We start from the raw sequence: 24,692 nt of genomic DNA on the forward strand, positions 1-24,692 counted from the left end.
GGGTCGCTTGCGGAGCGTCAACTTTAATTTGGAAGGCGTTGGCGAGGACGCAGTGGTGCGGAGTGAGGGTCAAGTAGATCGCCGCAGCTGAAACGGGGTATGCACGTTTTCGGCAAACCGGAAGGTCTGCGGTCGGCAAGGAGGCGGAAGGAATGGAGACATCTGGACGGACTGCAACGTGGCTAGAATTAGCCGTTGCACCGGAGTGGATGCGGAATTCATGGATTATCAAGATTCACGAAGTCGGGGGCAGGGATGATCGCTGCTTCGCGATTTCGTTGAACGGCCGATGGTTGTGCGCTGCCAGTGGCAGCCTGACGATTTTCAATGGCCTCGGCTCAGCATTGCATTTTATTAAATTATGGCATATCGATGTTTTCGAGCCAGGTGTGTCGCCGAAGGGGCGCGTCAAGTGCGATGGCTCCCTTCAGTGTTGGCGTTTGGAGATGAACGGAGGATTGAGGCGATGTTTCGCGCATCGACGATGCGGGTAAACAAGACGCCTAACGATAGTGAGTGAGCAATACATGTCACTGAGGGTTTCCGCGCATCACATACGTCCACGTGAGGCCCTTGGATTACTTCATCGTCGCTATAGTGGTCGGCCCGCCGCGGCCGTCTTGCTTGAGATCGAGTCGATGCCGGGCCGACGGGTCGTGTCATTGATTCTTGTGAAATTTGTTATGATCGTGAAGTGGTTTTTTTGCGTGCTGCAACTTGCTGTCCGCTGCTTTCGGCGTTGAAACTGCAAGTTTTTCCTGCACGTGGCTATGCGGGCTGACCTGAGACTCGGGTTTTTGCGTCTCGGCCCTCGGAACATCCGTAGTTGGCGAGGCTGCATTAACCACCGGGGTGACGAATGCAGAGACAGACAGCACGCTGGCGATAAGGATCCGTTTCGGTGTCATGGAGGTTCTCCGTCTAAAGAGTACTTTCGAGGTCGGGCGGTAGTGAGAAGGGCACCTTGCCCGACTCATAAGGTTAGTATTACCCGCCTTGCCTTGAGTAGGCATGACGTGAAAATTACTTCTTTGTAAGAATTGACTGGACTGTACCGCGCGGTAGGGGGTGATCGACGCGCTGCGGGGCCGAAGGCGGCACATTCAGGCGAGGTCCGCGTTGGATAATGATGGCGTTGCTGTTCGCCGCCAACCTGGTCACGACCGAGGTCTGCGGTCGCGCCTACCCCTGTCGAAAGTTGGACGCTATCGAGACGATGGTGCCGCCCAACCTGCGACCGGACGGCACCAGATGACCCATCCGCCCTCTGTCGATTCACGCACTCCGCGATGTTCTTGACGGCGTGCTGAGGCTGCTCATGCACAACCGTGCACGGCACCAGAGAGCCGCCGCCAAGACGCTAGACTGTGCAGATCGGAACACGTATCCGATCCAGATCGCCACCCCGGTGCGACGTCTTGGGTTCCGCCCATTCAATTCCCATAGTGCCCCACCGCCCGTGAGGCAGTTCAGTCCAACGGGATCTTTTGCCTACCGGCCGGAGGATGAGCGCATGGCATCGGTTGACCGCAGCGCGCCGCATCCGCCAGGCAAGAGTCTGTCTCCAGTTGCATTGCGATGTAATTTGTACGTCATCATGATGTCAGCGATGTGCGCATAGACTGAAGTTGTCGCCGCTCAAGATTGGGGGAGTGCTTTCGGTAGACGATTGTGATCGCAGCCGGGATGCACAATGCGTCACGGTAGGATCCTCACGAAGCCGCCGTCGACTCATCACCGATCGAATTGGCAGCTTCAAGAACCAATCCGTGTGCGGTCGTATTTCCGATAGCATGAGCAGCCATCAATTCCGAAGCCGGCGTGCCATGAAAGAAGTTCACGAACATGGTCGCCGACGTCCATTGCCTCACTTGCCGACGAGTTTCTTCTGACACCAATGACGATCCGGCATCGGGCAGCGAAGGTTTCGCAAATTGGCGACTTGCCGTCGCGCATGTGTTCAAACGTTATGATCGGAGGTGTTCCATGGAATCAACTTCTTTGAACGCTCACGGCCACCTTTGCGTCTGCCGCCTACTCGCGGCTGCCGTTGGTTTGGCGCCCAGCGTGGTGGATTATCATTTTTGTTCCCGCGTACTTCAAAAGCGGTGGATCGTCGAGTGCGACCACGGTATGTGCAACCAGCCCATAACGAGGGACACCAGTGGGAAATGGCATGATATGGGATCTATCACCCCCGCAATAAGGGCAGTCCTCATCCATGAGGAGTAACGAGAGGCGAGCGCGGTTACGGATTACGCAATGGTTACGAATATGTAATCCGGAAGTCATGTCTACGTCAAAAAAGGGCGCTCATAATTTCCGCATATATAAGAGTGGCCTAGTCTGAGCTACTCGTTATTGCCCCCAATGTCGTGACTACGGCAGCCGATACGTAATAGGGACTGCGGTCTTACGATAACAGCTATCCGGCACGACGACGTAAAGGGGGCCTGCGTGTCCAAACGCTCAAATCCCATTCCGGCGCACCCTGTGGTAGGGCAATCGACGCCACACCAACGGGGTAGCTATCAGCAGTGGTCGGGCAGGCACGATTCTTGTGTCCGTGACAAGGGGCCCCCGCTTATCAGTTCCACGCGCACACCGCGTTCTGCATTGGGCCGGACGGCAAATGGGTATCGCGCTCGGATTTTCTTGTCTCGCGCGACCGCAGGATACTCGTCGTGGCCATCGATTTACATTGTGTATTGAAAGTTCAGATGCCGCGGGACATTGCCACCATCCGCGCGCTGCGCCCGGCTAAGTCTTTGTACGAAAACAGGCTATCCCCGGAATACGGTGCAGGCGATGCGTTTGTTAGAGATCAGCTTTGTATTACGGGGATTGCTCCTCTGGTGGGGACTGGTGCGCATCCGCCTGATCCGCTCGGGGGGTACTCCCGCGGAGCGCTTCGCCGCCGGCCGCGCGCCCGGCGGGCGTGCAACGGATCCCCGCTTCTTGCGCAAGGCAGACCGCCTGCCTGTGTGACCCCAGTAATCTTCATCCACGGAGGCTATCTTGGACTCACCAGTACAGCACAAAGAGCACGGGGCTCATGGTCATCAGGGTCACGCCCAGGTCGATGCGAGCCGCAGGCGCGGGAAATGGGTCTTCATCGCCTTCGCCCTGATCGCAGCCTTCTTCCTCGTTACTGAGCACCGTGCCCATCTGCTTGGCGTTCTGCCTTTCCTGCTGCTGCTGGCCTGCCCGTTGTTGCACCTGTTTCATCATGGCGGTCACGGCGGACATGACAGCGAAAGCAAAGAAGGAGACGGGAAATGAGCGATTCCCCCGCCTACGGCCTGTGGTCCCTGGTGGTACTCAATTCGGCGATCTTCATCATCTTCGCCTTCAGCTTCGCCAAGCCCCAGAGCAAGCGCGACTGGCGCTCGTTCGGCGCCTTCTCGGCCTTCATCGTGGCGCTGTTCACGGAGATGTACGGCTTTCCCCTCACCATCTACCTGTTGTCGGGTTGGCTCACCAGCAAGTTTCCCGAGGTCAATTGGCTGGCACACGATTCGGGGCACCTGCTGGAGGTGATGTTCGGCTGGAAGTCAAATCCTCACTTCGGACCCTTCCACCTGCTCAGCGGACTGTTCATCGGCGGCGGCTTCTTGGTGCTGTCCGCCGCCTGGCGTGTGCTCTACGCTGCCCAGCGCGCGGGCAGGCTGGCGGTGGAAGGCCCCTACGCCCGTGTGCGCCACCCGCAATACGGGGGCTTCGTGCTGATCATGGTCGGCTTCCTGCTGCAGTGGCCCACCCTGGTGACCCTGGTGATGTTCCCCATCCTGGTGTTCATGTACGTGCGCCTTGCCCGCAAGGAAGAGCGGGAGGTGGCCGCGAGGTTCGGCGCCGAATATGAACGCTACGCGGCGTGCACGCCGGCCTTCATTCCGCATCTGGGCGCTCGGGCGGGCGCACAACGCATACGTGAGTGAATGCCATGAAAAAAGGTGCGTGGCTGACGTTTGTCAAGATAGTCGTCGGGACACTCGCGATCTGGCTCCTGTATGTCTGGTTCATCGACGAGGGCGCGCCGCCGGTGGCACGCGAGGTCGTGACGGTACGCGAGCAGGTGCCTGCCACGGCGAACGCAGCACCCGGCGGCGGAGGATTTCGCGCGGCGGCCCGCAGGGCGATGCCTTCGGTCGTGAACGTATACACGCTGAAGCAGGTGCCGCGCGGCCTGCCCTGGGGCGATCCGGGCTGGCGCCTGTTCGGTGGCGCGGAACCGGCGCCGCGGCCCGCCACCAGCCTGGGCTCGGGTGTCGTGGTCAGCGACGATGGCTATCTGCTCACCAACAACCATGTGGTTGAGGGGGCTGACGAGATCGCGGTGGTGTTCAGCTCCGGCGAGGCGACCGAGGCGCGCGTGGTCGGAACCGACCCGGAAACGGACCTGGCCGTGCTCAAGGTGGAGGCGCAGGGGCTCGCGCCGATCGTCTTCGCCGACGCGGGCAGCGTCGATGTCGGCGACGCCGTGCTGGCGATCGGCAACCCCTTTGGCGTCGGACAGACGGTTACGCAAGGCATCATCAGCGCAACCGGACGCAATCGGCTGGGCATCAACATCTTCGAGAACTTCATCCAGACCGATGCCGCCATCAACCCAGGCAACTCGGGCGGCGCCCTCGTCGATGCGACGGGCGCCCTCGTGGGCATCAACACCGCGATCTATTCCGAAAGCGGCGGTTCGCAGGGCATCGGCTTCGCCATTCCCGTGACGCTCGCACGCCAGGTACTGGAGCAGATCGTCACCACGGGGCAGGTGCAGCGCGGCTGGCTCGGTGTCGAGGCGCGCGACCTGCCACCGGAGCTGGGCAAGGGCGTAGGCATCGCCAGCGTGATGCGCGGCGGCCCTGCGGAGGCAGGCGGTGTCAGGCCCGGCGACATCGTGCTCGCGATCGCTGGCAGGGCAGTGACCGACAGCGTATCGCTCATGACCACTGTCGCTTCGACCGCGCCCGGCAGCACGGTGGAGATCCGACTGCGCCGCGGCGAGCGCGAGCTGGCGCTGCAGGTGCAGGTGGGCAAGCGGCCGCCGCTGCGGCGGCAATGAAGCGGCCGAGAGGGGGAACAGGCCATGGTTGCCGATACACGAGACATCGGTATCGAAAACGCGGAGCGCGTCGATACGGCGCGAGCGCGACGCATCCTCGAGCCATTGCTGCACGATGCCAATGCCGCGCTGGCGGTCAGGCTGTGGAACGGCACCACGCTCGAATTCGGGGGCGAGCGGCCGCGCTTCACCTTGGCCCTGCACGATGCGCACGTGCTGCGCGAACTGATCCTGACACGCGATCCGCTGTGCCTGGCCGATGCCTATGTGCGTGGCGCCCTGGACGTCGGAGGCAACCTGGAAGCTGCGTTGGCATTGAAGGACCATTTCGCTACGCTGCGCCTGCCGGCGTTCAAGAAGTTCGTGCTGCTCGTCAATGCCCTAGCGCTGCGACGGCGCGGGGCCGTGCCCCAGTCAGGCAGGCGCTGGTCGGCGGGCAGCCTCCTGCTCAGGCACTCCCACGATCGCGACCGCAAGGCCATCGCCTTTCATTACGACGTCTCGAACGACTTCTACCCGCTGTGGCTCGATGAGCAAATGGTGTATTCCTGCGCCTATTTCGAAAACACGGGCGACAGCCTCGAGCAGGCCCAACGCAACAAACTCGATCATCTGTGCCGCAAGTTGCGCCTGGCCCCGGGCGAGCGGCTGCTTGATATCGGCTGCGGCTGGGGCGCGCTGTTATGTTGGGCCGCCAGACACTATGGCGTCGACGCGCACGGCGTGACCCTGAGCCGCAACCAGTACGACTACACCCGACGACGCGTCGCCGAAGACGGGCTCGCGGGGCGCGTCACCGTGGAGTTGGGGGATTACCGTGACATTGCGGGAGCGGGGCGCTTCGACAAGATCGCCAGCGTCGGCATGTTCGAGCACGTCGGGCTGAAGAATCTGCCCATCTATTTCGCGACTGCCCATCGCCTGTTGCGCGACGGCGGCCTGTTCCTCAACCACGGCATCACCCACGACCGCGAAGGTTGGCCGGATTCCGCGGGCACGCGCTTCATCAACCGCTACGTATTTCCCGACGGGGAGCTCGATACGGTGGGCAATGTGCAGCGCGCGATGGAGCGGGCCGGCTTCGAGATCTGGGACGTGGAAGGCCTGCGCCCCCATTACGCGCTGACGCTGCGCCACTGGGGCGAGCGGCTGGAACGCCGCCGGCTCGAAGCGCTGGAGCACGTCACGCCGGAGGTCTTTCGCACCTGGCGGCTCTACATGGCGGCGTGCTCGCACGAATTCGAGCAGGGCGGAGTGGGCGTCTACCAGATCCTGGTGTCCAAGCGGGCGAAGGCGCCGCCCCCTGTGCCGCTCACCAGGCGCGATCTCTACAGCTAGCCGGCGCGGGCGACGACTTGGAGGAGCCATGCAGAAACCCCTACTAATCAGCCTGCCGTCGGGGCTCGCCCGCACGGATGGATACGCTGGTGGAGCCCATGATCGACGCCCTCAGCGACCACCGCAGTTGACGCGCCCGCTATGCGCGGTCCTCGTGGCAACCTGCTTTGCCCCCGTTTCGGCCGAGGAGATTTTCCAGCGCGAGACCGTGGATGGCATTGTCGCGTGGCTGCAGGTCACGCCCTCGCAGCCCCATTCGTCGACGATGACGGAGGAGAGCGACCACCGCGTCGTCGCCTTGCTGAAGGAGCAGGCGACCGGACGTCCCATCGAGGACGCTTCCGTCGCGGTGGAAGTCGCAAGAAAGGGACGGGTTGCCACGCACTGGCCACTTGCGCCGAGCATCCATGGCGCTGACCCGGCCTATGTAGGACAGGTGCCGATGGCGGGACGCGGCACGGCGTATCGGATCAGGCTCCAGTTCCGGCGGTCGGGCGATGCGCAGACGCTCGAGGCGGAGTTTCGCTATGCCCACCACTGAACGGCCGCGCCTGTGCGCCGATCAGTCCTTTTGAGGAGATCGTTCATGAACTGGAACTGGATATCGGAGAATGGGATTTGGATCCTGTTGGCGATCGGACCACTCTTCCTGCTTCGCCGGGCACACGGCCACGGTGGTTTGGGCGGTCTGTTGGGTGGCCACGGCCACCATGGCGGCCACCGCGACCACGGCGAGCGGGAAGCCAGCCGCGCTGACCAGCCTCAGGCCGAGACCGCTATCGATCCAGTGAGCGGCAACACGGTGCGCATTGAGGGCGCGTTGACCTCCGTGTTGTGGGGACGCATCTATTATTTCAAGTCCCGGGAGAACCGTGCGCTGTTCGAGTCCTCTCCCGATCGGTATGTTGGCACGGTCAGCGGGGAGGCCTTGGGCAGTGAGCATGCCGCTGGACACAGGCCGCACCGGCGTCACGGCTGCTAAGGCGCGTGCCATCAGCGATGAAGCGGCTTTCGCCCCACGCGGATACGGACATCCACCTGCTGCTGATGGCTGCGGTGTTCGCGGTGTTCATGGGCTACGGCGCCCTGCTGCCGGTGCTCGCGCCTTTCATCGAGCATCTCGCGGACAAAGGTGGCCGTTACGACGTGTCGTGGCATGCGGGCATGCTGACGGGCGTGTACACGCTGGCGCTGTTCGCGTTCGCTCCCGTCTGCGGACGACTGTCCGACCGCGCCGGCCAGCGGCCGGTTCTGCTGACGGGGCTGGCGGGCTACGTGGTGACACTGCTCCTGTTCGGGCTGTCTCTGAGCCTGGGGCAGGCCTATGCCATGCGTATCGCCAGCGGCGTCTTCGCCGCGGCCGTATTACCGGTGGCCATGGCTTTCGCAGGGGCCAGCCACCCCACTGAGCGGCGCGCACGCCGCTTCGCCTGGTTGAGCGCGGCCTCAGGCCTGGGACTGCTGGCGGGGCCGGCCTTGAGCGGCATCACGACTCGGGAGGGGGCGGGATCGGGCGACGCCGACCTATGGCACGTGGCGCTAGCCTCGCCCTTCGGCGTTGCCGCGATTTTGGGCGCGGTCGTTTGGCTCACGCTGTTCTTTCGCCTGCCGCGCGGGGCGAGGGGCGAAGTACCGGCCGCGCCGGACGCTGCGCGCGGGCGGCCGACATTGTTTCTCATGGTGCTGCTGCTCATGTTCGGGCTCGGCGCTTTCGAGGTCGCCATCGTGCTGCGCGCCCAGCGCCTGCTCGGGCTGACGCCCGCCGCCATCAGCGTCATGTTCATGGAATGCAGCGTGGTGATGATCGCGGCCCAGATTGCCGTCTTCTGGTCTTCGCCCTCACGGCTTTACGGCCCACTCCTGACGGTATCGGGCTTCGTGGCAATGGCGGGCGGCATGGCCTTGCTGCCATACAGCGACAGCTATCTGGCTCAGGTGGGCCTGGTCGGGATGATCGCCGCCGCCTCAGGCATTCTCATTCCTCTCCTGAGTTATCGCGTTTCCCAAGACGCCGGCGACAACCAGGGTGCGGCCTTGGGCAAAAGCGTGGCGGCGGGAAATCTGGGACAGGCGGCGGGCTCGTTTGCCGCCGGCGTGCTGTTCGACGTGCGTCCCGAGGCGCCGTTCTGGCTGGGTGCGGGGCTGCTGCTTGCGGCCGCGCTTGCCGCCGCACGGTTGGCTGCGAGCGGTGTGCCTCTGCAACCGAACGAGGAGGGGAGGGGGTGAAGGAGCACAGTGCAGTGCGCTATGGATCCCCTGCCCGCGGCGGCAGGGAGTCCGGCAACCGTTAGAGGTGGCGTTATGCTGAGCCTGAAAGTCGTTGCTGTCGCCTTGGGTATTTGGACCGCGTTCACTTTCGTTCTGTGCGTGGCGTACGGGCTGGCGATGCCCGTGAGCATTCACATGCGTGCGTTCTTGGAGCAGATGCTGCCCGGCTTAAAATGGCTGAGCTGGCCGGCGTTCGTACTGGGACTCGGAGAGAGTTTCGCGTACGGCGTCTATGCCGGCCTCGCCTATGTGCCGATCCACAACTTCCTGCAGCAGCGGTGGGGCGCATGATGGAAAAGCGCCAGGTCTTTTCCCTGTGGTACTTCCTGGGTGCCTTCGCCGTGCTGTTGTTGATCCAGAGTGTGCTGTTCCCCACGCATACGGAGACGCTGGCCTACAGCGACTTCAAGATGCTGCTCAAGGCGGGGAAGGTCGCCGATCTCGCAGTGGCTGCGGACAAGATCACCGGCACGCTCAAGACGGAAGGGCTCGAAGACACGCTGCCGCCGGAAAAGATCGGCGAACGCCAGCGCCTTGGCGGCGGACAGCACCGTTTCGTCACGCTGCGGGTAGACGATCCCAGCCTGGTGAAGGACCTAGAGTCGGCGGGTGTGCGCTTTGCGGGCTACGTCGAGAGCAAGCTGCTGGCCACCGTCCTGTCGTGGGTCGTGCCGGTGCTGATCTTCGTCGGCCTGTGGGGCTTCCTGATGAAGCGCATGGGGCCGGGCGGAGGGCTGATGGAGATCGGCAAGAGCAAGGCCAAGGTCTACATGGAAAAGGAGACCGGAGTCACGTTCGACGATGTGGCGGGCATCGACGAGGCGAAGGAAGAGCTGCGCGAGATTGTCGAATTTCTGCGCACGCCGCAGCGTTACCGCCGCCTGGGCGGGAAGATCCCCAAGGGCGTGCTGATCGTAGGGGCGCCCGGCACCGGCAAGACGTTGCTGGCCAAGGCGGTGGCCGGCGAGGCAGGGGTGCCTTTCTTCTCGATGAGCGGCTCGGATTTCGTCGAGATGTTCGTCGGCGTGGGGGCGGCGCGGGTGCGCGATCTATTCAAGCAGGCGGAGGAAAGGGCACCTTGCATCATCTTCATCGACGAGTTGGACGCCCTGGGCAAGGCGCGTGGCATCGGCATCATGGGTGGCCACGACGAGCGCGAGCAGACGCTGAACCAGCTCCTGGTGGAGATGGACGGTTTCGACACCAACAAGGGCGTGATTATCATGGCCGCCACCAACCGCCCCGAGATCCTCGACCCGGCGTTGCTGCGCCCGGGCCGTTTCGATCGTCACGTCGCCCTGGACCGCCCCGACCTGCGCGGCCGCGAGAAGATCCTGCGGGTGCACGCCAAGCATGTCACCTTGGCTGGCGACATCGATCTCGCCGTGGTGGCCGCGAAGACGCCGGGGTTCGCAGGCGCCGACTTGGCCAATCTCGTGAACGAGGCGGCGCTGCTTGCCGCCCGCAAGGGCAAGGATGCGGTCGAGATGGTCGATTTCGATGAGGCCCTGGACCGCATTGTGGCGGGTATCGAGAAGAAGAACCGGCTGATCAATCCCAAGGAGAAGGAAACGGTGGCCTATCACGAGGCGGGTCACGCGTTGGTGGCCGAGGACCGGCCCCGCACGGATCGGGTGACCAAGATATCCATCATCCCCCGCGGCGTGGCCGCCCTGGGCTACACGCAACAGACGCCGGGTGAGGACCGCTATCTGGCGACGAGAGCTGAACTGCTCGAGCGCATCGACGTGTTGCTGGGCGGCCGGGTGGCGGAGGAAATCGTCTTTGGCGATGTATCCACCGGCGCGCGAAATGACCTGCAGCGGGCGACCGATCTTGCGCGCCAGATGGTCACCCAGTATGGCATGAGCGACCGACTGGGGCTGGCGACGCTGGACGAGGCGCGCGCCGCTCTGTTCCTCGACGGACCGGTGATGCCAGGGCGCAAGGAGTACAGCGAACACACGGCCGAAGCCATCGACCAGGAGGTGAGACAGCTCCTCGCCGATGCCCATGCCCGGGTGAGCGATACGTTGAGTGGGCGGCGCGCGCAGTTGGACGCCTTGGCGCACCTGCTTCTGGAAAACGAAATCGTGGACCGGGCGGAGCTGGACCAGCTGCTGGCCGCAGGCGACGACGGACCGCGATCGGCGCGACAGGAGCCCGCCGAAGCAGCGGTGCTAAACCCGATATCGAACCGATCGGAGAATCCAGAATGAATAAGGCATCGACTAAGACCCCTAAGGCACCGGAGATATGGCCGGATACCTCGACTGCCGGCACGTTGCCGGTTCCGCCATCGTCCGTGCCTGGACAGGCGACCGCCCTTGCCGAGGCCGCGTCCCTATGGATGGCGCCGTGGCGATATCAGATCGACTGCTGGCAGCGCACGGTGCTGTTTCTCGACGCCCTGCGGCAACGCGCCGACAACATGCTGCAGCACGAGCAGGCGGGCCTGCCGCCACTCCTCGACTTCGACTACGAAACCCTCCTCGACGCACGCCGCTTCGAACGCCCGTCGAACTACGCCCTGCTGCGGATCACCGACACGGGGGGCGATCGCCACGAACACTGCTTGGACGACACCAAGCGCCCGTTGATCGTTGTCGATCCGCGCGCCGGCCACGGTCCGGGTATCGGCGGCTTCAAACGCGACTCCGAGGTGGGGATGGCCTTGCACGAGGGGCACGCGGTCTATTTCGTGATGTTCTATCCTGAGCCGTGTCCGGGGCAGACCCTGGCTGACGTGCTGCATGCCCTGCGCCGCTTCGTGGAGGAGGTGAGCCGACGCCACGGTGGCCGCGCGCCGGTGCTGTACGGCAACTGCCAGGCTGGTTGGGCCGTCACCCTGCTGTCGGCGGGATGCGTCGGGCTCGCCGGGCCGGCGGTGCTCAACGGCTCGCCCCTGTCCTACTGGGCCGGTGCCGCCGACGTGAACCCGATGCGCCTGGCCGGCGGCTTCGTCGGCGGCGTGTGGCCCGTGCACTTCCTCGCCGATCTGGGCAACGGCAGCTTCGACGGTGCCTGGCTGGTGCAGAATTTCGAAGCCCTCAATCCCGCCCACTCGCTGTGGGACAAACTCAACCATGTCTTCGCCAACATCGATGACGAACGGGAGCGGTTTCTCGATTTCGAGCGCTGGTGGTCGGGCTTCTACTTCCTGGGCCGCGAGGAAATCGTCGCCATCGTCGAGAACCTGTTCGTCGGCAACAAGCTCGAGCGTGGCGAGATGCGGATCTGCCATGGCTGCGTTATCGACCTCAGGCACATTCGCAATCCGCTGCTGATCTTCGCCTCCAGCGCCGACAACATCACCCCACCACATCAGGCGCTGAACTGGATTCCGACGATCTATCCGACGACCGCAGACCTCAAAGGCGCAGGCCAGCGGATCGTCTATCTGCTCAATCCCCATGTCGGCCACCTCGGCATCTTCGTTTCGGCGAGCGTCGCCCGCCTGGAACATAGGGCGATCCTGGAATCGGTGAACGAGTTGGAGGGACTGGCGCCGGGCCTCTACGAGATGCGGATCGTCAACCCGACCGGCGATCCGGACTGCCGCAAGCCGCAGTACGCGGTCGTGTTCGCGGAGCGCCGCGTGGAAGACATCCGCTTCGATTATCCGCGCAAGGCGTTCGAGACCGTGCGGCTGATTTCCGAGCTCAATGAGTCGCACTACCGCGGCTTCGTCAGTCCGTGGGTACAGGCGGTCGCCACGCCGTGGACGGCGACGGCGCTGAAGTGGCTGCATCCGATGCGCACGAGCCGCTACCTGTTCTCGGAGAAGTTCTGCCCTTGGATGAAGGCGATGGAAACGCTGGCTCCCTGGGTGCGCGAGCACCGCTGGCCGGTGGACGCCGACAATCCGTGGCTGGTGGGCGAGCAGGCGGCGAGCCGAATGATCTCCAATGGGTTGGACGCGTATCGCAGGTGGCGGGATGAGACGCAGGAGGCGATGTTCGCAGCGCTGTTCGGCTGAAAATCACACGACCGCAGCACCGCGGTTCGGCACCGCGGCGCGGCCATTGCCGGCAGCGCCGACAACGGTTTGTTTGGGAGAGTACCGTGAAAGATAAGGAACCGGTCAAGGATGTGGTGTGTGGCATGTTGGTGGATTCCGCCGGCTTCGCCACCGAGTATCAGGGCAGCCATTTCGCATTCTGCTCGCCGCAATGCCGCGAGCGTTTTCTCGCCAACCCCCATCTGTATGTCGGCTTGCCCGGCCGTCCGGCACCGAAACAACGCGGAGAAACGGTGCTCAAGCGTCGGCGCTTCGCGCTCGACGCGGCCCTTGACGCGGACCAGGCCGACACCGTGAGCGCGCAAGTGGGCGCGCTGATGGGAATCAAGACAGTGGAGGTGTGCGGTGACGAGGTGGTCGTGACCTATGATCTGTTGCAGACGACCGCTGTGCAGGTCGAGGCGGCCTTCGAGGAGGCCGGCGCACGGCTGGGCGGAGGGTGGGCCGAGCGATTGCGTCGCGGCTTTGTGCACTACACGGAAGAGTGCGAGATTGGGCACCTGCAGGTCGACCGCCCGTCCGGCTGTCATTGACTGGGAGGCGGCCATGCATCCCGCGTCATCTGCAAGTCATGTTTTGTCATCCATGCACAAGCATGGTCGAGCGTGGATGGGGATAGTAGCGAGCACGTCGTCGGAACTGCTTTGACGCCTGTACGCGATGCACTGGCGGTCCCTTCAGGGAGCTTTCCGCCCAAGCGAAAGGTTTGTCACAAGCGAGCGAATCAGGAAGCGTGCTCGACGGCGACAAGAGCGCGCCCTCGCGCGAGCTGGCGAGCCGGTTCGCAGCGCCCTTTTACCTTATGCACGGCACGGTCGAAAAACCGGGAACGGGCATCCGGATGCTCGACCGTGGCGAGGTGATAGTCACGATGGACATTCCGCCCGGCTTCGAGAAGTCGCTGCTGCGCGGTGAGCCGGCCGCCGTGCGTCAGCAGGTCGATACCACCAATTCGTCGCTCAGCCTGCTCGCCGCGGCCTACGCGGAACAAATCACGAGCCGGTTTGGAACCGATCTGGCGCTCGCCCGCCTGGGCCCGGGCCCCGGCAGCCTCGACGCACAGCCGGTCATCCGAGACGAGCAGCGCGCGTGGTTCAACCCCAATCAGGACAACGCCTGGTTCTTCTCGATCTCCGAACTGCTGATGATGACCGCGCTGCTGACGATCATGCTGCCAAGCGGGCTTCATGTGATCGTGCTGTTCGATCCGCTCGCCCACTACATCGACGCGACCTACAGCATCCCGCTGCGCGGCGCCGGGCTCGATCTGGTGTGGGATTCCGTGCTGGCGTTGGCCCTGCTGGGTGGAACCGAATTCGGCGTCGGCGTCTGGCGCTTTCGGCGGCAATTCGAGTGGGCAAGCGCATCGGCGGGGTGCGGAAACGAACCGGGATGACCGACGCAGCGAAAAATTTTGATGTTATAAGCTGCGCTCAGACGTCTGAATCGTCTTTGCCGATCAGCAACTGCGTATCGGACAGGTACTTGTGTTTCGGGATGACCAAGTTCGATGGAGCCGGCACGTGCTTGTAGACGCGGCCCGCCAGATCGAACTTGGAGCCGTGGCAGGGGCAATAGTACCCGCCGGACCAGGTCTTGCCCAAGTCTCGTGGCGCCACTTCCGGACGGAAGGTTGGGACGCAGCCCAGATGGGTGCAAAGGCCGACGGCGACGAAAATTTCCGGCTTGATGGAACGCGCCGCATTCTGACAATAGGGCGGCTGCTGCTGTTTCACCGAGGCGGGGTCGAGCAGCTGATCGTCGATGTCGTCGAGCCGTTCGATCATTTCCGGCGTGCGCCGCAGAATCCACACCGGCTGGCCGCGCCATTCGACGGTGGTCATCTCGCCGTCGCGCAGCTTGGCAATGTCCGCTTCCACGGGAGCGCCGAGTGCCCTGGCCCGCTCGCTCGGAGTCAGGCTGGCAATGAATGGGAGTGCAGTCGCTGCCACTGCGGCACCTCCCGCTACTGAGGTCGCGACAAGCAAACGGCGGCGCAGGGGATCGGGGTGGCCGTCGGCGTCGTGCTCTGATCCCATCGTCACATCTCCCATCCGCCACGCGCCCGACCAGACCACGATCGGTCGGATCGCGAAATACCTAAGTCCTGCACCGAGCCATCGTTCTCTCTCGTATGGGAAGGCTCGCCGTGAGCGGACCTCTTCAATGTCTTCAAATGATGAAAGCGGCTGGCTGACTGCGCCGTGACCACACTATTACATTTTCGTTAGCGTCCAGTTATCAATGATTGCGTGCTGGGGGATCGGATCGCCACGGCGCGCCAATGACTCATGATCACCCACGCCGATTCGTGCCCCGAATGATGCCGCTGATGAGGCCAACTGGGTGACTGGGCCTCGCCGCGCCACTGTTTGAAATTACGCCGATGTAATGGATGCGTCATCGTATTGATGGGATCAGGCGAGCATACTCAGCGCGGGAGGCAAGGCACACCGACGATGAGAGTTCGTGACGCGGCGGCACCGGTGCGGAAGTCAAGCGCGTCGGCGCGGACCTGACTCGAGGCTCGGCTACACAAGTGCCAGCGCGATACCGAGGCGGTGATCGAATCGGCCGAAGGACGGAGTAATACCACTCACTACGAACAATAGAATAGGGGGGATCATGATGAGCAAGCGAAAAACCACGAGCCTCATCGACACAGTCATACAGACCATCACGACGGGGTTGCTGTTCCTGCTGTTGAGCGCCCCGGCGCAGGCGGTGCCAAGCTTCGGGCGCCAGACCGGACAGCCATGCGCCGCCTGCCACACCGTTTTCCCTGAGCTTACGTCATTCGGCCGACAGTTCAAGCTACGCGGCTACAGCCTGGGAAATCAGCTCGACGACAAGAAGTTTCCATTCAACCTGCCGCTGTCGGCTTCGCTGATTGGCTCCCACAGCTCGATTCGCGACACCCGCGCATCCAATCCATCGGAGGACTTTCCACGTGCTGACGAGACGATTCTGCAGACAGCCGCCGTCTATTATGCCGGCAAGATCACCGACTCCTCCGGCGCCTTTGTCCAGTACGGATACGATGGCATCGAGCGGCGCTGGGCGATCGAGATGGCCGACATCCGCTATGCGAATGACACGATGCTGGGGGGCAAGGAACTGCTCCTTGGCGTAACGCTCAATAACTCCCCTGGAGTGCAGGACATCTGGAACAGCGCCCCGATGTGGTCGTTCCCCCATCTCGAGGACGCAGGCATCATGCCGGAGGTCGCCCCCGTGCTCGACATGGCGCTCGCCAGTCAAGTGGCCGGGCTGGGTTTGTACGGTTTTTGGGACAACACGCTGTATGCCGAGGTCGGTGTCTACCGCACTGCCAGGAACGGGTTGCTACGGCCGTTCAGCGCCGGCGTGCCGACAGAAACCGAGGTCGACCGCAATGCGCCGTACTGGCACCTGATGATCAACCGTGAAATGGGCAATCAGAGCTTTGCCGCGGGGATCAAGGGGATCATGGTGAATATCTTCCCTGACGCGGATGCGCCGAGCGGTCCGACGGATCGCTTTCGCGACGTGGCTCTGGAAGCCCAGTACCAGTATGTGGGTGCGGCTCACATCTTCACCGCCGACGCCACCTGGATGCGCGAAACGCGCGATTGGGACGCAAGCTTTCCGATGGGGATGGCCTCCAACCCATCCGACAAGTTGCGGACATTCAAGGCCAACGTCCATTACTACTGGCAGCGCCGTGTCGGCCTCGGCGTCGGTTACTTCGACACACAGGGTGATCGCGATATGCTGAAGTACGGCATGGCCGACGAACCGAGCGCTATGGGCAACGCCAGCGGCAGCCCGCACAACCGTGGCTGGACCGCGGAATTCAACTACCTGCCGCTCAAGGATATGCAGAACCTGAAGCTCGGACTTCGCTACACTGCGTACACGCGGTTCAACGGTGCACGCAGCGACTACAACGGCTTCGGCCGCGACGCGTCAGACAACAACCTGCTCTTCGGCTACGTCTGGCTCATCTTCTGAATGAAACTCGAGGGGAGGGCCAGGAGGCAGGAAAAATCTGGCCCAACACTTCGCACCGGACGATAGCTGCGTTCGGATCTTCAACGGGCCGATCAATACATGAAATTCCCTCGATGCACTCACGCAGATCGTCTCAGGCGGCGTAGGGATGCTCGACGGTGTCGCTCTGCAACGGACTCCTCGCCTGGGTACGATCGCCTGAGCAGGTACAACTGCGGAGCGCAGGCACTCCGGGATTCATCGAACGCCTAGTTGGCTCACACACGACGTTTCTCGCCCGGGCTCGGTCGAACTGTGGACCGAGCTGCGTCAAATTACGGTTTCGTTACTCCCTACAGGCCCTGTCCGCTTGACGGTAGTTGATAGGGAGTAGCCCTGGCGGACCTTCTTTGAGCGGAACGGTCCGTCAGGCGGCTACCTAGCGCTTCGAGAGGCTGCCAATCATGCCTCTCTGAAATTCGACTCCCGCTGACCACCAAGCGCTCCAAAGGGCGATGCCGACATCGGTACTTTCGGCCACGAATTTCGGAAAGCCGTTTTCCAAGAATAATTGACGACCGGCTTCCGCAATGGTGATCGTCCTCTGCGTCACTTCAGCGTTCAGGTCAGCCAGTCCCTTACAGCACTTCAGGCCGAGATCACAACATGAGCGCGTTAATTCAAGCTGCGCCTGGAAGGTCTCTGGTATTTGCTGAGTGTGCGAATTCCCTTTCTTGTCATCCATATCGTTCTCCTGGTGTTAATCGGCACCGAGAATCCGCCACACGATGGCGGATCGCCATTGGACATCATTCTCAGACGCGACGTAAACTGTTATGACAACAGGTCGATTGTTCACCCTTCATCCTCATGCGGGATCAATCTCAGCATTGTCTACGCATTCGGATAGGCGGACTTCCCGGGGCAATGTTCCGCCTGTCCGAGCCAGCTACTTCATGTCGCGCATGTGATCGTGCCGGGCCTTTTTCTCTTCTTCGGGTTTCATGGAGTCTTCGGCTGCGGGGGGCGCTGATGGATTCGTGCCACCCCCAAGCCGCTCTGCTGCATGATCGTGCCGCGATACGGGTTTCGTTGCCGGTTTCTTGGCCCCCTCACTCTTGTTCGTCTCAGCGGTGGGGTTGGTGTGGGAATCTCCTGACGACTCGGCAGCAATGGCGGTCGTTGTAGTGACAGCGAGAAGACTGGAAATCAGCAAAATCCTGAAGGTCATGGCAAGGTCCTACGAGAGTGAATAAATCGGTATTGCGGCAGGCGGTGAATCGAATTACGACTGCCGTCCGTATCCGCGATCAGCTGCACTCCATTACCTCTCAAATACATGGCGATGGAATTAGAGGTACATCAATTCAGTCCTGTCTCTGACACTCGGCCGGTTACTTGATCGCAAACCGCGCAGTCGCAGGCGCCTTGCCGGCCAGTGTGACGACCGCGACAGCCTTAGTGCCGGAGGTGAGTTTGTAAGTGCCTTTTGCCTCCAATTTGTTGTCACCAGCGGGGGTGAGAATTGCCTCCGTCTTCTCGGCTCCCGCGAGGAGGGTGATCTTCGCAGTCGCGCCGTCAGTGTTGATCCTTTGCCCATGGTCGTCGAGGTGCAGGGTCAGCGCGGCGGGCGTTGCAACGAGTTCGTACACGACACCACTCGCTTCGGCGGCGACACCGCCGTGCTTCGGCGTCAGATCATGACCGGCGCCGGCGAAGGCAGCGGGGGTGGACAGCATGGCAAGCACAGCGGCGAGTGTTCGCAGGGTTTTCATGTGTATCTCCTGGGGGCGTGGGCGAGCCCACGTAAGATGAGGGTTAGTAAGCGTCCTTGCCCGAGTCTTCGACGAGCCGTTCGATGGGCTTGCGGCCGAAGAGCCACACGATGGCGGGTGTCAGGAAGGTATCGAGCAGTGTCGAACTGATCAGTCCGGAGAAGATCACGACCGCGACCGGATGCAGGATTTCGGTACCGGGCTGTTCAGCCTCGAAGAGCAGCGGGGCGAGCGCAAAGGCGGCGACGAGCGCAGTCATTAACACCGGCGTGAGGCGTTCCAGTGAGCCGCGAATGAGCATCTTCTGATCGAATTTCTCCTCCTCGAACGCGCACAGGTTGATGTAGTGGCTGACCTTGAGGATGCCGTTGCGCGTCGAGATGCCCGCGAGCGTAATGAAGCCGATCAGCGCGGCGACCGATAGCGGCTGTCCGGAGAGCCACAGTCCAATCACCGAGCCGACCAGGGCGAGCGGGATGTTGGCCATGATCATCAGTGCAAGCGCAGTGCTCTTGTAGCGACTGAAGAGCACGAGGAAGACCATCGCGGCGGAAACCAGCGAGAGCAGACCGATCAGACGGCTGGACTCCTCTTGCGCTTCGAATTGTCCGCCGAGGTCGATGAAGTAACCTTCGGGCAGAGGGGTGTCGGCGATGACGCGGCGAATGTCGGCGATCACGTCCGACAGCGGGCGCTGCGAGGCGTTGGCGGAAAGCACTATGCGACGTTTGCTGTCGTCGCGGCTGATCTGGTTCGGGCCGTCGGATTCGTCGATACGCGCGAGCTTGGACAGGGGCACGCGCCCGGACGGCGTATCGATGAGAACGTTCGCCAGGCCATCGACCGAGCGGGCGGAGTCCGGCAAGCGCAGCACGAGGTTGAAGCGGCGGTTGCCCTCGATGACCTGCGTGACGCGCTCGCCATCGACGAGCATGTTGAGTTCTTCAACAAGCTTCGACGGCGGCAGTCCGTAGGCTTCAGCGGCGTCGTAGTCGACCCGCACCTTGATCTGCGGCGTGAGCACCTGCTTCTCGATCTCGAGGTCGGCCAGCCCTTCGATGCCGGCAAGGCGTCCGCGCAGCGCATCGGCCTGGGCGCGCAGCGTGTCGAGGTCATCGCCGAAGATCTTGATCGCGATCTGCGCGCGCACGCCGGAGAGCAGGTGGTCGATGCGGTGACTGATCGGCTGGCCGATGCCGATGTTCGCCGGCAGGCTCGCGAGGCGTTCGCGCATGTCGGCGTAGATCGCACCGAGCGGGCGTTCGCTTGGGCGCAACTGGATGTCCAGTTCCGACGAATGCACGCCTTCGGCATGTTCGTCCATCTCTGCGCGACCGGAGCGGCGCCCGACATGTACGACTTCGGGTACCTGCCGGATCAATTCCTCGGCCTGGGTCGCGATGCGGACCGATTCGGTGAGCGTGGTGCCGGGGTTGAGGCGCAGGCCCACGAGCACCGTACCTTCGTTGAAGGGCGGCAGGAAGGTCGTCGGAAAGAAGGGCACGAGGGTCAGCGCGGCAGCGACGGCGATGCCCGCCGCAGCGAGCAGCACGCGGGCGTGGTTGAAGCACCACGCGAGCGCGCGGGCGTAGCGCGCCTTGAGCCATTGCACCAGCTTCGGTTCGCCGTGGCCGAGGCTCTTCATGCGCGGCAGAAGGTAGTAGGCCATCACCGGCGTCAGCGTCACCGACACCAGCATCGACGCTAGGATCGACGTGATGTAAGCGACACCCAGCGGCAGGAAGAGACGCCCTTCGATGCCCGGCAGTGCAAACAGCGGCACGAAGACCAGCACGATGATGAAGGTCGCGTAGACAATGGCCGAACGCACCTCGAGCGTTGCCTTGCCGATGAGTTCCAACGGACTCAGACGGGGATGCCCCTCGGCGCCACGCTGACGTTCCTGCTTGAGGCGGCGCAGCACGTTCTCGACGCCGACAACAGCATCGTCCACCAGTTCGCCGATCGCGATCGCGAGGCCGCCCAGCGTCATGGTGTTGATCGACATGCCGAAGTAGCGAAATACGAGCACGGTGGTGAGGATCGAGGCGGGGATCGCGACGAGCGAGATCAGCGTCGTGCGCAGGTTGGCGAGAAAGAGGTAAAGCACCACCGCGACGATCGCCGAGGCCGCAAGCAGCTTGCCTTTCAGGTTGCCGATCGACGACTCGATGAAGTTGGCCTGGCGGAAGGTGACGCGCGGCTCGTCCATGCCCGCGGGCAGCGATTTCTTGAGGTCGCCGAGCGCCGATTCGATCTCGCGCGTGAGCTTCACGGTGTCGGCGTCGGGCTGCTTCTGCACCGACAGGATCACCGCCGGTTGACCATTGAAACCGGCGTCGCCGCGCTTGATTGCGGGCGCAAAGGTGACCGCGGCGACCTGCTTGAGCAGGATGCTGCGACCGTCGCGCGATGCGACCGGCAGGCGTTCGAGGTCGGCGAGCCGGGTCGTGTGGCCGATGTGGCGGATGAGGTATTCGCGCGCGTTGAGTTCGAGGAAGCCCCCGCTGGTGTTCGCCGAGAAGCCTTTCAGCGCACCCGCGATGTCGTCAACGGTGACGCCCAGCGCCGCCATGCGCGCGGTGTCGGGCTGCACCTGGTACTGGCGCACCTCGCCGCCGATCGGGATCACCTGGGCGACGCCGGGCACGGACAGCAGGCGCGGGCGCAGCACGAAGTCGGCGTACTCGCGCGTCGCCATCGGGTCGATCTTTGACGGATCGATCGGGATGGCGATCAGCAAGATCTCGCCCATGATCGAGCTGATCGGCCCCATCGCGGCATGTTCGATGCCGGCGGGCAGCTGGTCGCGCACGGTGGTGAAGCGCTCATTGACGATTTGGCGCGCGCGGTAGATGTCGACGCCCCAGTCGAAACTCACATACACGAAGGCAAGACCGACCGAGGACACCGAGCGCACCGCGCTGACGCCCGGCAGGCCGCTCATCGACACCTCGAGCGGGAGCGTGATGAGCTGCTCGACCTCCTCGGGAGCCATGCCGCCGGCTTCGATCTGCAAGGTGACCTGAGGGCGGTTGAGGTCGGGGAAGACGTCGACCGGCGTGCGGGTCAGCGTCAGGCCGCCGTAGAGCATCATCACCACCGCGAGCGCAAGCACCAGCAGGCGATTGTGCAGGGATTGATGGACGAGCCAGTCGAACATGCCGGCTCCTTCAGCGGACCTGGTTCACGAGGGGGGCGCCCTGCACGACGACGCGGTCGCCGGCCGCGAGGCCATCGGTCACGGTCACCGTGGCGCCGTCGAGCGGGCGGTAACGCACGGTACGCGGCACGAAGCGCTCGGCCGAGGTGTGCACCCAGACGATTTCCTGGTTTGCCGGGTTCTTCACCAGTGCGGCGCCCGGCACCGGGATACCCATGACCTGTTCGCGCGTCTGCACGATGACCTGCAGTGGCTGGCCGACCGACAGTGGCGGCGTCTTGCCCGCGACCGTGCGGAACAGCACCGGCAGGCTTTGTTCGCGCAGCGCACGGCCGGCGCCGACCCAGGCGAGAGGAAAGGAGTTGCGACCGCCGTCGACCGAGGCGGCGGCCTGGGCCACGTCGTTCGCTTGGGCGGCGTCGTGGGCGACGGCCTCGACCTGCAGGCGCGAGGGATCGACGATCTCAAACAGGACTTCACGCGCCTCAACGACTTGCCCGACGACGATGTTGCTGGTCGCGACGACGCCAGAGACCGGGGCGACCAGCGCTTCGAGGGTGCTCAGGCTGCCGCCGATCGCGGCGAGGCGTTCGCCGAGGCTCTTCACTTCGGCCTGCGCCGCCTCGATTTCCTTGCGCGGCACGCTGCCTTCCAGTTCCTGCAGGCGGGTGAGCTGCTTCTTCGCAATCTCGAGATCCGCACGCAGCTCCGCCGCCTGGGCGTTCTGTTCCGCGCGCTCGACGGGACTTGCCGACGGGCGCACGAGCGCGAGTACCTCACCTTTCCGAACTGGCTGGCCCAACACCGGCAGGCCGCGCGGGCCGGCTTCGATACGGCCGTCGATGGTCGGCTGCACCTTGCCGCCGGCATTGGGGTCCATGACGACGCGGCCGACCCACTGCCAGGTCTGCGGCAGGGACTGCTGTTCGGCGAGCACCGTGCGTACCCCGAGCTGGCGCTGAGACAGCTTGGGGAGAAAAACCGAGCCGTCAGGTAGGCGCTTCGGGGTGTTCGGGTTGGCGACGATAGGCGGCTCGTTGCCGTGGTCATGCCCGGCGTCGGCGAGCACCGTGCCTGAGGTGCCCGTCGCGAGCGCAAGGATGAACAGGGCGATGGGCGCTGATATCGGACGACCGGGCACCAGTCGAGGGGATTTCTTCATGGATCGATATTTCCGTGAGTGTTTCTCAGGCAGCCCTGCGGCGACTGCGCAAACCGAAGGCGAGTGCGAGAACTGCGGCCAAGCCGCCGATACCCCACCACACGCGCCTGTCCGGGCCGGACGTCCTCGGTGTGCCGGTTGCGACGGATGTCCCTAGCGCCTGCGGCACGACGAGACTGGCCGCGAGCAGGTCGACGTCATTGCCAGTGGAAATCGTCAGCGTGATCGGATAGCTGCCTGTCTCACCGAACGGGGCCGACTTGAAGCGGTAACTGCCGTCGTCGCGCTGGAACTCTCCGTTCGCCTTGTAGGAACCCGATTCAAGTTCAATCTGTGCTCCCGCCACCGGTTCGTTGGTCGCCCAGGTATCCAGGGTCACCGAAATCTCACCGCGGTTCACGGTGCCGACGACTTCAAATAGGTCGGAATGGGCCTCGAATCGCGGTAGCGCCGGGTCCGTGGCCATAGTCTGCGTTTCGTCACCCTCGTGACCGCCGTCGTGGCCGGGGCCGGCGAAGGCCGGAGCAGCAAGACTGAACACGAGCGGCAGCATGAGTCGGCGAAGGCGGAGCAGGATGGGAGGGAGATTCGGAATCATGGCAGCAGTCCGTAAGCTTGTTTGAGCCGCGAGGCGGCGCGGCCGGTTTCGAGACGGGCGCGGCCGAGCGCGAGTTCGGCGTCGAAGTGCTCGTTTTCCGCACGCAGGCGGGTCGGCAGATCGACTTGGCCGAGTTCGAAGGCCTTCACCAACAGTTGTCGGGAATCGGCGGCGAGGCGAGCTCGTTCGATGGCGAAGGACTCGGTGCGACGGGCCTGCTCGAGTTCGTGGCGCGCGACATCGAGTTCGGCGCGCAGGCGTTCGCGTTCGAGCGTGACCGTCGTTTCGGCATCGATGAGATCGGCATTCGCTGCGGTGATTTGCGGGCGATTGCGCGCGTCGGTGCCGAACGGCACACGGATCCCGACTGTCGTCGTATTCGAGTAGCGTTCGCCGAACTCCCCGCGTTCGCTCGTCACCCCAAGGATCAGTTCGGGGGCGTCGCGGGTCGCAGTACTTGCCTGATGGAGGCGGCTCCGCGCAATGTCGGCAGCGCCGCGTTTCGCCATCAGGGCCGGATGACTCTCAAGCTCGGTGGACGGAGCGTCCCCCTCCCGGTCGACGGGCGTCTGGGGAAGACCGGTCAAGGCGGAATAGAGTTTCTGTTCGCGCAGCAGGCGGGTCTGCACCTCGGCGAGCGTCGCGCGCGCCTGTTGCACGGCGCCCAGTGCGCTGTTCGCGTCGACGCGTGCCAGATCGCCTGCCTTGACGCGGCGCTCCACGTCCGCTGCGAGCGCTTCGGCTTCAGCGACCCGGCGCAAATTCGCGTCCAGTTCGTTCTGCGCAAGCCTTAACGACCACACGGCTTCACGAACCTCTCCGGCGAGCTTGAGTCGGGCCAGTGCCAGACTTGCTTCCAGCGCCCCGCCTTGCACGTCTGCGAGCGCCGAGGCGGCTGCGCGGGTTCCAGGCATCCACAACGGCACTTCCAGCTCTATCTCGACCTCGTGAAAGCCGTCGTTGCGATGAAGGCGATCACTGCGCTGCGACAAGGTGACGCTGGGCGGTTCCGGCGTCCAGCTCGCGGCGGCATCGCGCCGTGCGGCCGCTTCGTCCCGCCGGGCAGCCGCCGCACGGCCCTCGGCACTGCGCTGCCACGCAGCATCGACCGCGTGCCGGATGCTCGTCACGCCGACCTCCAAGGAGCCGGCGGGCGAAGACGACTGCGCCAATACGGGCCAAGATGTCGCGAGCCCGAGCATCAAAACCCAATGTATCGGGAGTCGCCAGCAAGAGGTCGGCGACAAGATCTTGATTGCCGCGCGGGCGTCGCTACGAAAGGACATCGATGCGCAGTGTGGCTTTTTCCCGCGGGTAACCCACATCCTTATGCCAC

23 protein-coding genes are annotated in these 24,692 nt (G+C 63.6%); 13 read left to right on the forward strand and 10 right to left on the reverse strand.

Annotation, left to right across the window (positions count from 1 at the left end; all coding sequences use genetic code 11):
• Nucleotides 1–659: 659 nt before the first annotated feature.
• Nucleotides 660–908 carry a hypothetical protein gene (locus GO615_RS13720; RefSeq protein ID WP_169128949.1) on the reverse strand — a complete coding sequence of 83 codons (249 nt, stop codon included), beginning with the start codon at nucleotides 906–908 and terminating at the stop codon, nucleotides 660–662.
• 804 nt (nucleotides 909–1,712) lie between these two features.
• Entirely contained in the window at nucleotides 1,713–1,847 is a 135-nt protein-coding gene (locus GO615_RS29200; RefSeq protein WP_281358710.1) for a hypothetical protein, read from the reverse strand.
• A gap of 1,171 nt (nucleotides 1,848–3,018) precedes the next feature.
• On the opposite strand from GO615_RS29200, the gene GO615_RS29650 reads away from it, so the two are divergent.
• The 12 genes from GO615_RS29650 (at nucleotide 3,019) to GO615_RS13780 (ending at nucleotide 14,082) form a co-directional block, all read left to right on the forward strand.
• The gene (locus GO615_RS29650) at nucleotides 3,019–3,282 is read left to right on the forward strand and encodes a DUF2933 domain-containing protein (RefSeq protein ID WP_169128951.1); all 264 of its coding nucleotides are present in this window, start codon (nucleotides 3,019–3,021) and stop codon (nucleotides 3,280–3,282) included.
• Nucleotides 3,279–3,938: a methyltransferase family protein gene (locus tag GO615_RS13730; protein ID WP_169128953.1), complete on the forward strand. Its 660-nt coding sequence runs from the start codon at nucleotides 3,279–3,281 to the stop codon at nucleotides 3,936–3,938. Before GO615_RS29650 ends, GO615_RS13730 begins: the two co-directional genes overlap by 4 nt.
• A 5-nt stretch (nucleotides 3,939–3,943) precedes the next feature.
• Nucleotides 3,944–5,059 carry a S1C family serine protease gene (locus GO615_RS13735; RefSeq protein WP_169128955.1) on the forward strand — a complete coding sequence of 372 codons (1,116 nt, stop codon included), beginning with the start codon at nucleotides 3,944–3,946 and terminating at the stop codon, nucleotides 5,057–5,059.
• Nucleotides 5,060–5,164: 105 nt separating this feature from the next.
• Entirely contained in the window at nucleotides 5,165–6,397 is a 1,233-nt protein-coding gene (locus GO615_RS13740; protein ID WP_246262280.1) for a class I SAM-dependent methyltransferase, read from the forward strand.
• Between the two features lie 154 nt (nucleotides 6,398–6,551).
• Nucleotides 6,552–6,938: a hypothetical protein gene (locus tag GO615_RS13745; protein ID WP_169128959.1), complete on the forward strand. Its 387-nt coding sequence runs from the start codon at nucleotides 6,552–6,554 to the stop codon at nucleotides 6,936–6,938.
• 45 nt (nucleotides 6,939–6,983) lie between these two features.
• The gene (locus GO615_RS13750) at nucleotides 6,984–7,379 is read left to right on the forward strand and encodes a hypothetical protein (RefSeq protein ID WP_169128903.1); all 396 of its coding nucleotides are present in this window, start codon (nucleotides 6,984–6,986) and stop codon (nucleotides 7,377–7,379) included.
• Nucleotides 7,380–7,396: 17 nt separating this feature from the next.
• Nucleotides 7,397–8,623 carry an MFS transporter gene (locus tag GO615_RS13755; protein WP_169128961.1) on the forward strand — a complete coding sequence of 409 codons (1,227 nt, stop codon included), beginning with the start codon at nucleotides 7,397–7,399 and terminating at the stop codon, nucleotides 8,621–8,623.
• Between the two features lie 75 nt (nucleotides 8,624–8,698).
• Complete coding sequence (locus tag GO615_RS13760) at nucleotides 8,699–8,956, forward strand: DUF5676 family membrane protein (protein ID WP_169128962.1); 258 nt, start codon at nucleotides 8,699–8,701, stop codon at nucleotides 8,954–8,956.
• Nucleotides 8,956–10,884 carry an ATP-dependent zinc metalloprotease FtsH gene (gene ftsH, locus GO615_RS13765; RefSeq protein WP_211167106.1) on the forward strand — a complete coding sequence of 643 codons (1,929 nt, stop codon included), beginning with the start codon at nucleotides 8,956–8,958 and terminating at the stop codon, nucleotides 10,882–10,884. Before GO615_RS13760 ends, ftsH begins: the two co-directional genes overlap by 1 nt.
• Nucleotides 10,885–11,015: 131 nt before the next feature.
• Entirely contained in the window at nucleotides 11,016–12,644 is a 1,629-nt protein-coding gene (locus GO615_RS13770) for a DUF3141 domain-containing protein (RefSeq protein ID WP_211167102.1), read from the forward strand.
• 86 nt (nucleotides 12,645–12,730) lie between these two features.
• Nucleotides 12,731–13,219, forward strand: coding sequence for a YHS domain-containing protein (locus tag GO615_RS13775; RefSeq protein WP_169128965.1), 489 nt, complete (start codon nucleotides 12,731–12,733; stop codon nucleotides 13,217–13,219).
• 200 nt (nucleotides 13,220–13,419) lie between these two features.
• Complete coding sequence (locus GO615_RS13780) at nucleotides 13,420–14,082, forward strand: ABC transporter permease (RefSeq protein ID WP_169128966.1); 663 nt, start codon at nucleotides 13,420–13,422, stop codon at nucleotides 14,080–14,082.
• A gap of 37 nt (nucleotides 14,083–14,119) precedes the next feature.
• Here the strand turns inward: GO615_RS13780 and petA are convergent, their stop codons facing one another.
• Nucleotides 14,120–14,725, reverse strand: a complete 606-nt coding sequence (gene petA / locus GO615_RS13785; RefSeq protein ID WP_211167103.1) for a ubiquinol-cytochrome c reductase iron-sulfur subunit — start codon at nucleotides 14,723–14,725, stop codon at nucleotides 14,120–14,122.
• Nucleotides 14,726–15,311: 586 nt separating this feature from the next.
• Between petA and GO615_RS13790 the strand changes: the two genes are divergently transcribed.
• Nucleotides 15,312–16,679 (forward strand): hypothetical protein, encoded by a 1,368-nt coding sequence (locus GO615_RS13790; protein WP_246262281.1) that lies wholly within the window; start codon nucleotides 15,312–15,314, stop codon nucleotides 16,677–16,679.
• Nucleotides 16,680–17,097: 418 nt separating this feature from the next.
• On the opposite strand, the gene GO615_RS13795 is transcribed toward GO615_RS13790, so the two are convergent.
• The 7 genes from GO615_RS13795 to GO615_RS13825 form a co-directional block, all read right to left on the reverse strand.
• Entirely contained in the window at nucleotides 17,098–17,403 is a 306-nt protein-coding gene (locus GO615_RS13795) for a hypothetical protein (RefSeq protein ID WP_169128968.1), read from the reverse strand.
• A 204-nt stretch (nucleotides 17,404–17,607) separates the two neighbouring features.
• On the reverse strand, nucleotides 17,608–17,889 hold the full coding sequence (locus GO615_RS13800) for a hypothetical protein (RefSeq protein ID WP_169128970.1): 282 nt from the start codon (nucleotides 17,887–17,889) through the stop codon (nucleotides 17,608–17,610).
• Between the two features lie 163 nt (nucleotides 17,890–18,052).
• Complete coding sequence (locus GO615_RS13805; RefSeq protein ID WP_169128972.1) at nucleotides 18,053–18,433, reverse strand: hypothetical protein; 381 nt, start codon at nucleotides 18,431–18,433, stop codon at nucleotides 18,053–18,055.
• 43 nt (nucleotides 18,434–18,476) lie between these two features.
• Nucleotides 18,477–21,596 (reverse strand): efflux RND transporter permease subunit, encoded by a 3,120-nt coding sequence (locus GO615_RS13810; RefSeq protein WP_169128974.1) that lies wholly within the window; start codon nucleotides 21,594–21,596, stop codon nucleotides 18,477–18,479.
• Nucleotides 21,597–21,606: 10 nt separating this feature from the next.
• Nucleotides 21,607–22,758 carry an efflux RND transporter periplasmic adaptor subunit gene (locus GO615_RS13815; RefSeq protein WP_211167104.1) on the reverse strand — a complete coding sequence of 384 codons (1,152 nt, stop codon included), beginning with the start codon at nucleotides 22,756–22,758 and terminating at the stop codon, nucleotides 21,607–21,609.
• 25 nt (nucleotides 22,759–22,783) lie between these two features.
• Nucleotides 22,784–23,356, reverse strand: coding sequence for a hypothetical protein (locus GO615_RS13820; RefSeq protein ID WP_169128976.1), 573 nt, complete (start codon nucleotides 23,354–23,356; stop codon nucleotides 22,784–22,786).
• On the reverse strand, nucleotides 23,353–24,681 hold the full coding sequence (locus GO615_RS13825; protein WP_169128978.1) for a TolC family protein: 1,329 nt from the start codon (nucleotides 24,679–24,681) through the stop codon (nucleotides 23,353–23,355). Before GO615_RS13825 ends, GO615_RS13820 begins: the two co-directional genes overlap by 4 nt.
• Between the last annotated feature and the right edge of the window lie 11 nt (nucleotides 24,682–24,692).

The organism is Aromatoleum evansii (assembly GCF_012910805.1).
In the GTDB taxonomy this organism is placed as follows: domain Bacteria; phylum Pseudomonadota; class Gammaproteobacteria; order Burkholderiales; family Rhodocyclaceae; genus Aromatoleum; species Aromatoleum evansii.

What these genes read in the sequence shown, in the direction of transcription:
- GO615_RS13720 (WP_169128949.1), bottom strand. Translation starts at nt 908, where the DNA reads ATGACACCGAAACGGATCCTTATCGCCAGCGTGCTGTCTGTCTCTGCA.
- GO615_RS29200 (WP_281358710.1), bottom strand. Translation starts at nt 1,847, where the DNA reads ATGTTCGTGAACTTCTTTCATGGCACGCCGGCTTCGGAATTGATGGCT.
- GO615_RS13730 (WP_169128953.1), top strand. Translation starts at nt 3,279, where the DNA reads ATGAGCGATTCCCCCGCCTACGGCCTGTGGTCCCTGGTGGTACTCAAT.
- GO615_RS13735 (WP_169128955.1), top strand. Translation starts at nt 3,944, where the DNA reads ATGAAAAAAGGTGCGTGGCTGACGTTTGTCAAGATAGTCGTCGGGACA.
- GO615_RS13750 (WP_169128903.1), top strand. Translation starts at nt 6,984, where the DNA reads ATGAACTGGAACTGGATATCGGAGAATGGGATTTGGATCCTGTTGGCG.
- GO615_RS13755 (WP_169128961.1), top strand. Translation starts at nt 7,397, where the DNA reads ATGAAGCGGCTTTCGCCCCACGCGGATACGGACATCCACCTGCTGCTG.
- GO615_RS13760 (WP_169128962.1), top strand. Translation starts at nt 8,699, where the DNA reads ATGCTGAGCCTGAAAGTCGTTGCTGTCGCCTTGGGTATTTGGACCGCG.
- ftsH (WP_211167106.1), top strand. Translation starts at nt 8,956, where the DNA reads ATGGAAAAGCGCCAGGTCTTTTCCCTGTGGTACTTCCTGGGTGCCTTC.
- GO615_RS13770 (WP_211167102.1), top strand. Translation starts at nt 11,016, where the DNA reads ATGGCGCCGTGGCGATATCAGATCGACTGCTGGCAGCGCACGGTGCTG.
- petA (WP_211167103.1), bottom strand. Translation starts at nt 14,725, where the DNA reads ATGGGATCAGAGCACGACGCCGACGGCCACCCCGATCCCCTGCGCCGC.
- GO615_RS13790 (WP_246262281.1), top strand. Translation starts at nt 15,312, where the DNA reads ATGATGAGCAAGCGAAAAACCACGAGCCTCATCGACACAGTCATACAG.
- GO615_RS13795 (WP_169128968.1), bottom strand. Translation starts at nt 17,403, where the DNA reads ATGGATGACAAGAAAGGGAATTCGCACACTCAGCAAATACCAGAGACC.
- GO615_RS13800 (WP_169128970.1), bottom strand. Translation starts at nt 17,889, where the DNA reads ATGACCTTCAGGATTTTGCTGATTTCCAGTCTTCTCGCTGTCACTACA.
- GO615_RS13805 (WP_169128972.1), bottom strand. Translation starts at nt 18,433, where the DNA reads ATGAAAACCCTGCGAACACTCGCCGCTGTGCTTGCCATGCTGTCCACC.
- GO615_RS13810 (WP_169128974.1), bottom strand. Translation starts at nt 21,596, where the DNA reads ATGTTCGACTGGCTCGTCCATCAATCCCTGCACAATCGCCTGCTGGTG.
- GO615_RS13815 (WP_211167104.1), bottom strand. Translation starts at nt 22,758, where the DNA reads ATGAAGAAATCCCCTCGACTGGTGCCCGGTCGTCCGATATCAGCGCCC.
- GO615_RS13820 (WP_169128976.1), bottom strand. Translation starts at nt 23,356, where the DNA reads ATGATTCCGAATCTCCCTCCCATCCTGCTCCGCCTTCGCCGACTCATG.
- GO615_RS13825 (WP_169128978.1), bottom strand. Translation starts at nt 24,681, where the DNA reads ATGTGGGTTACCCGCGGGAAAAAGCCACACTGCGCATCGATGTCCTTT.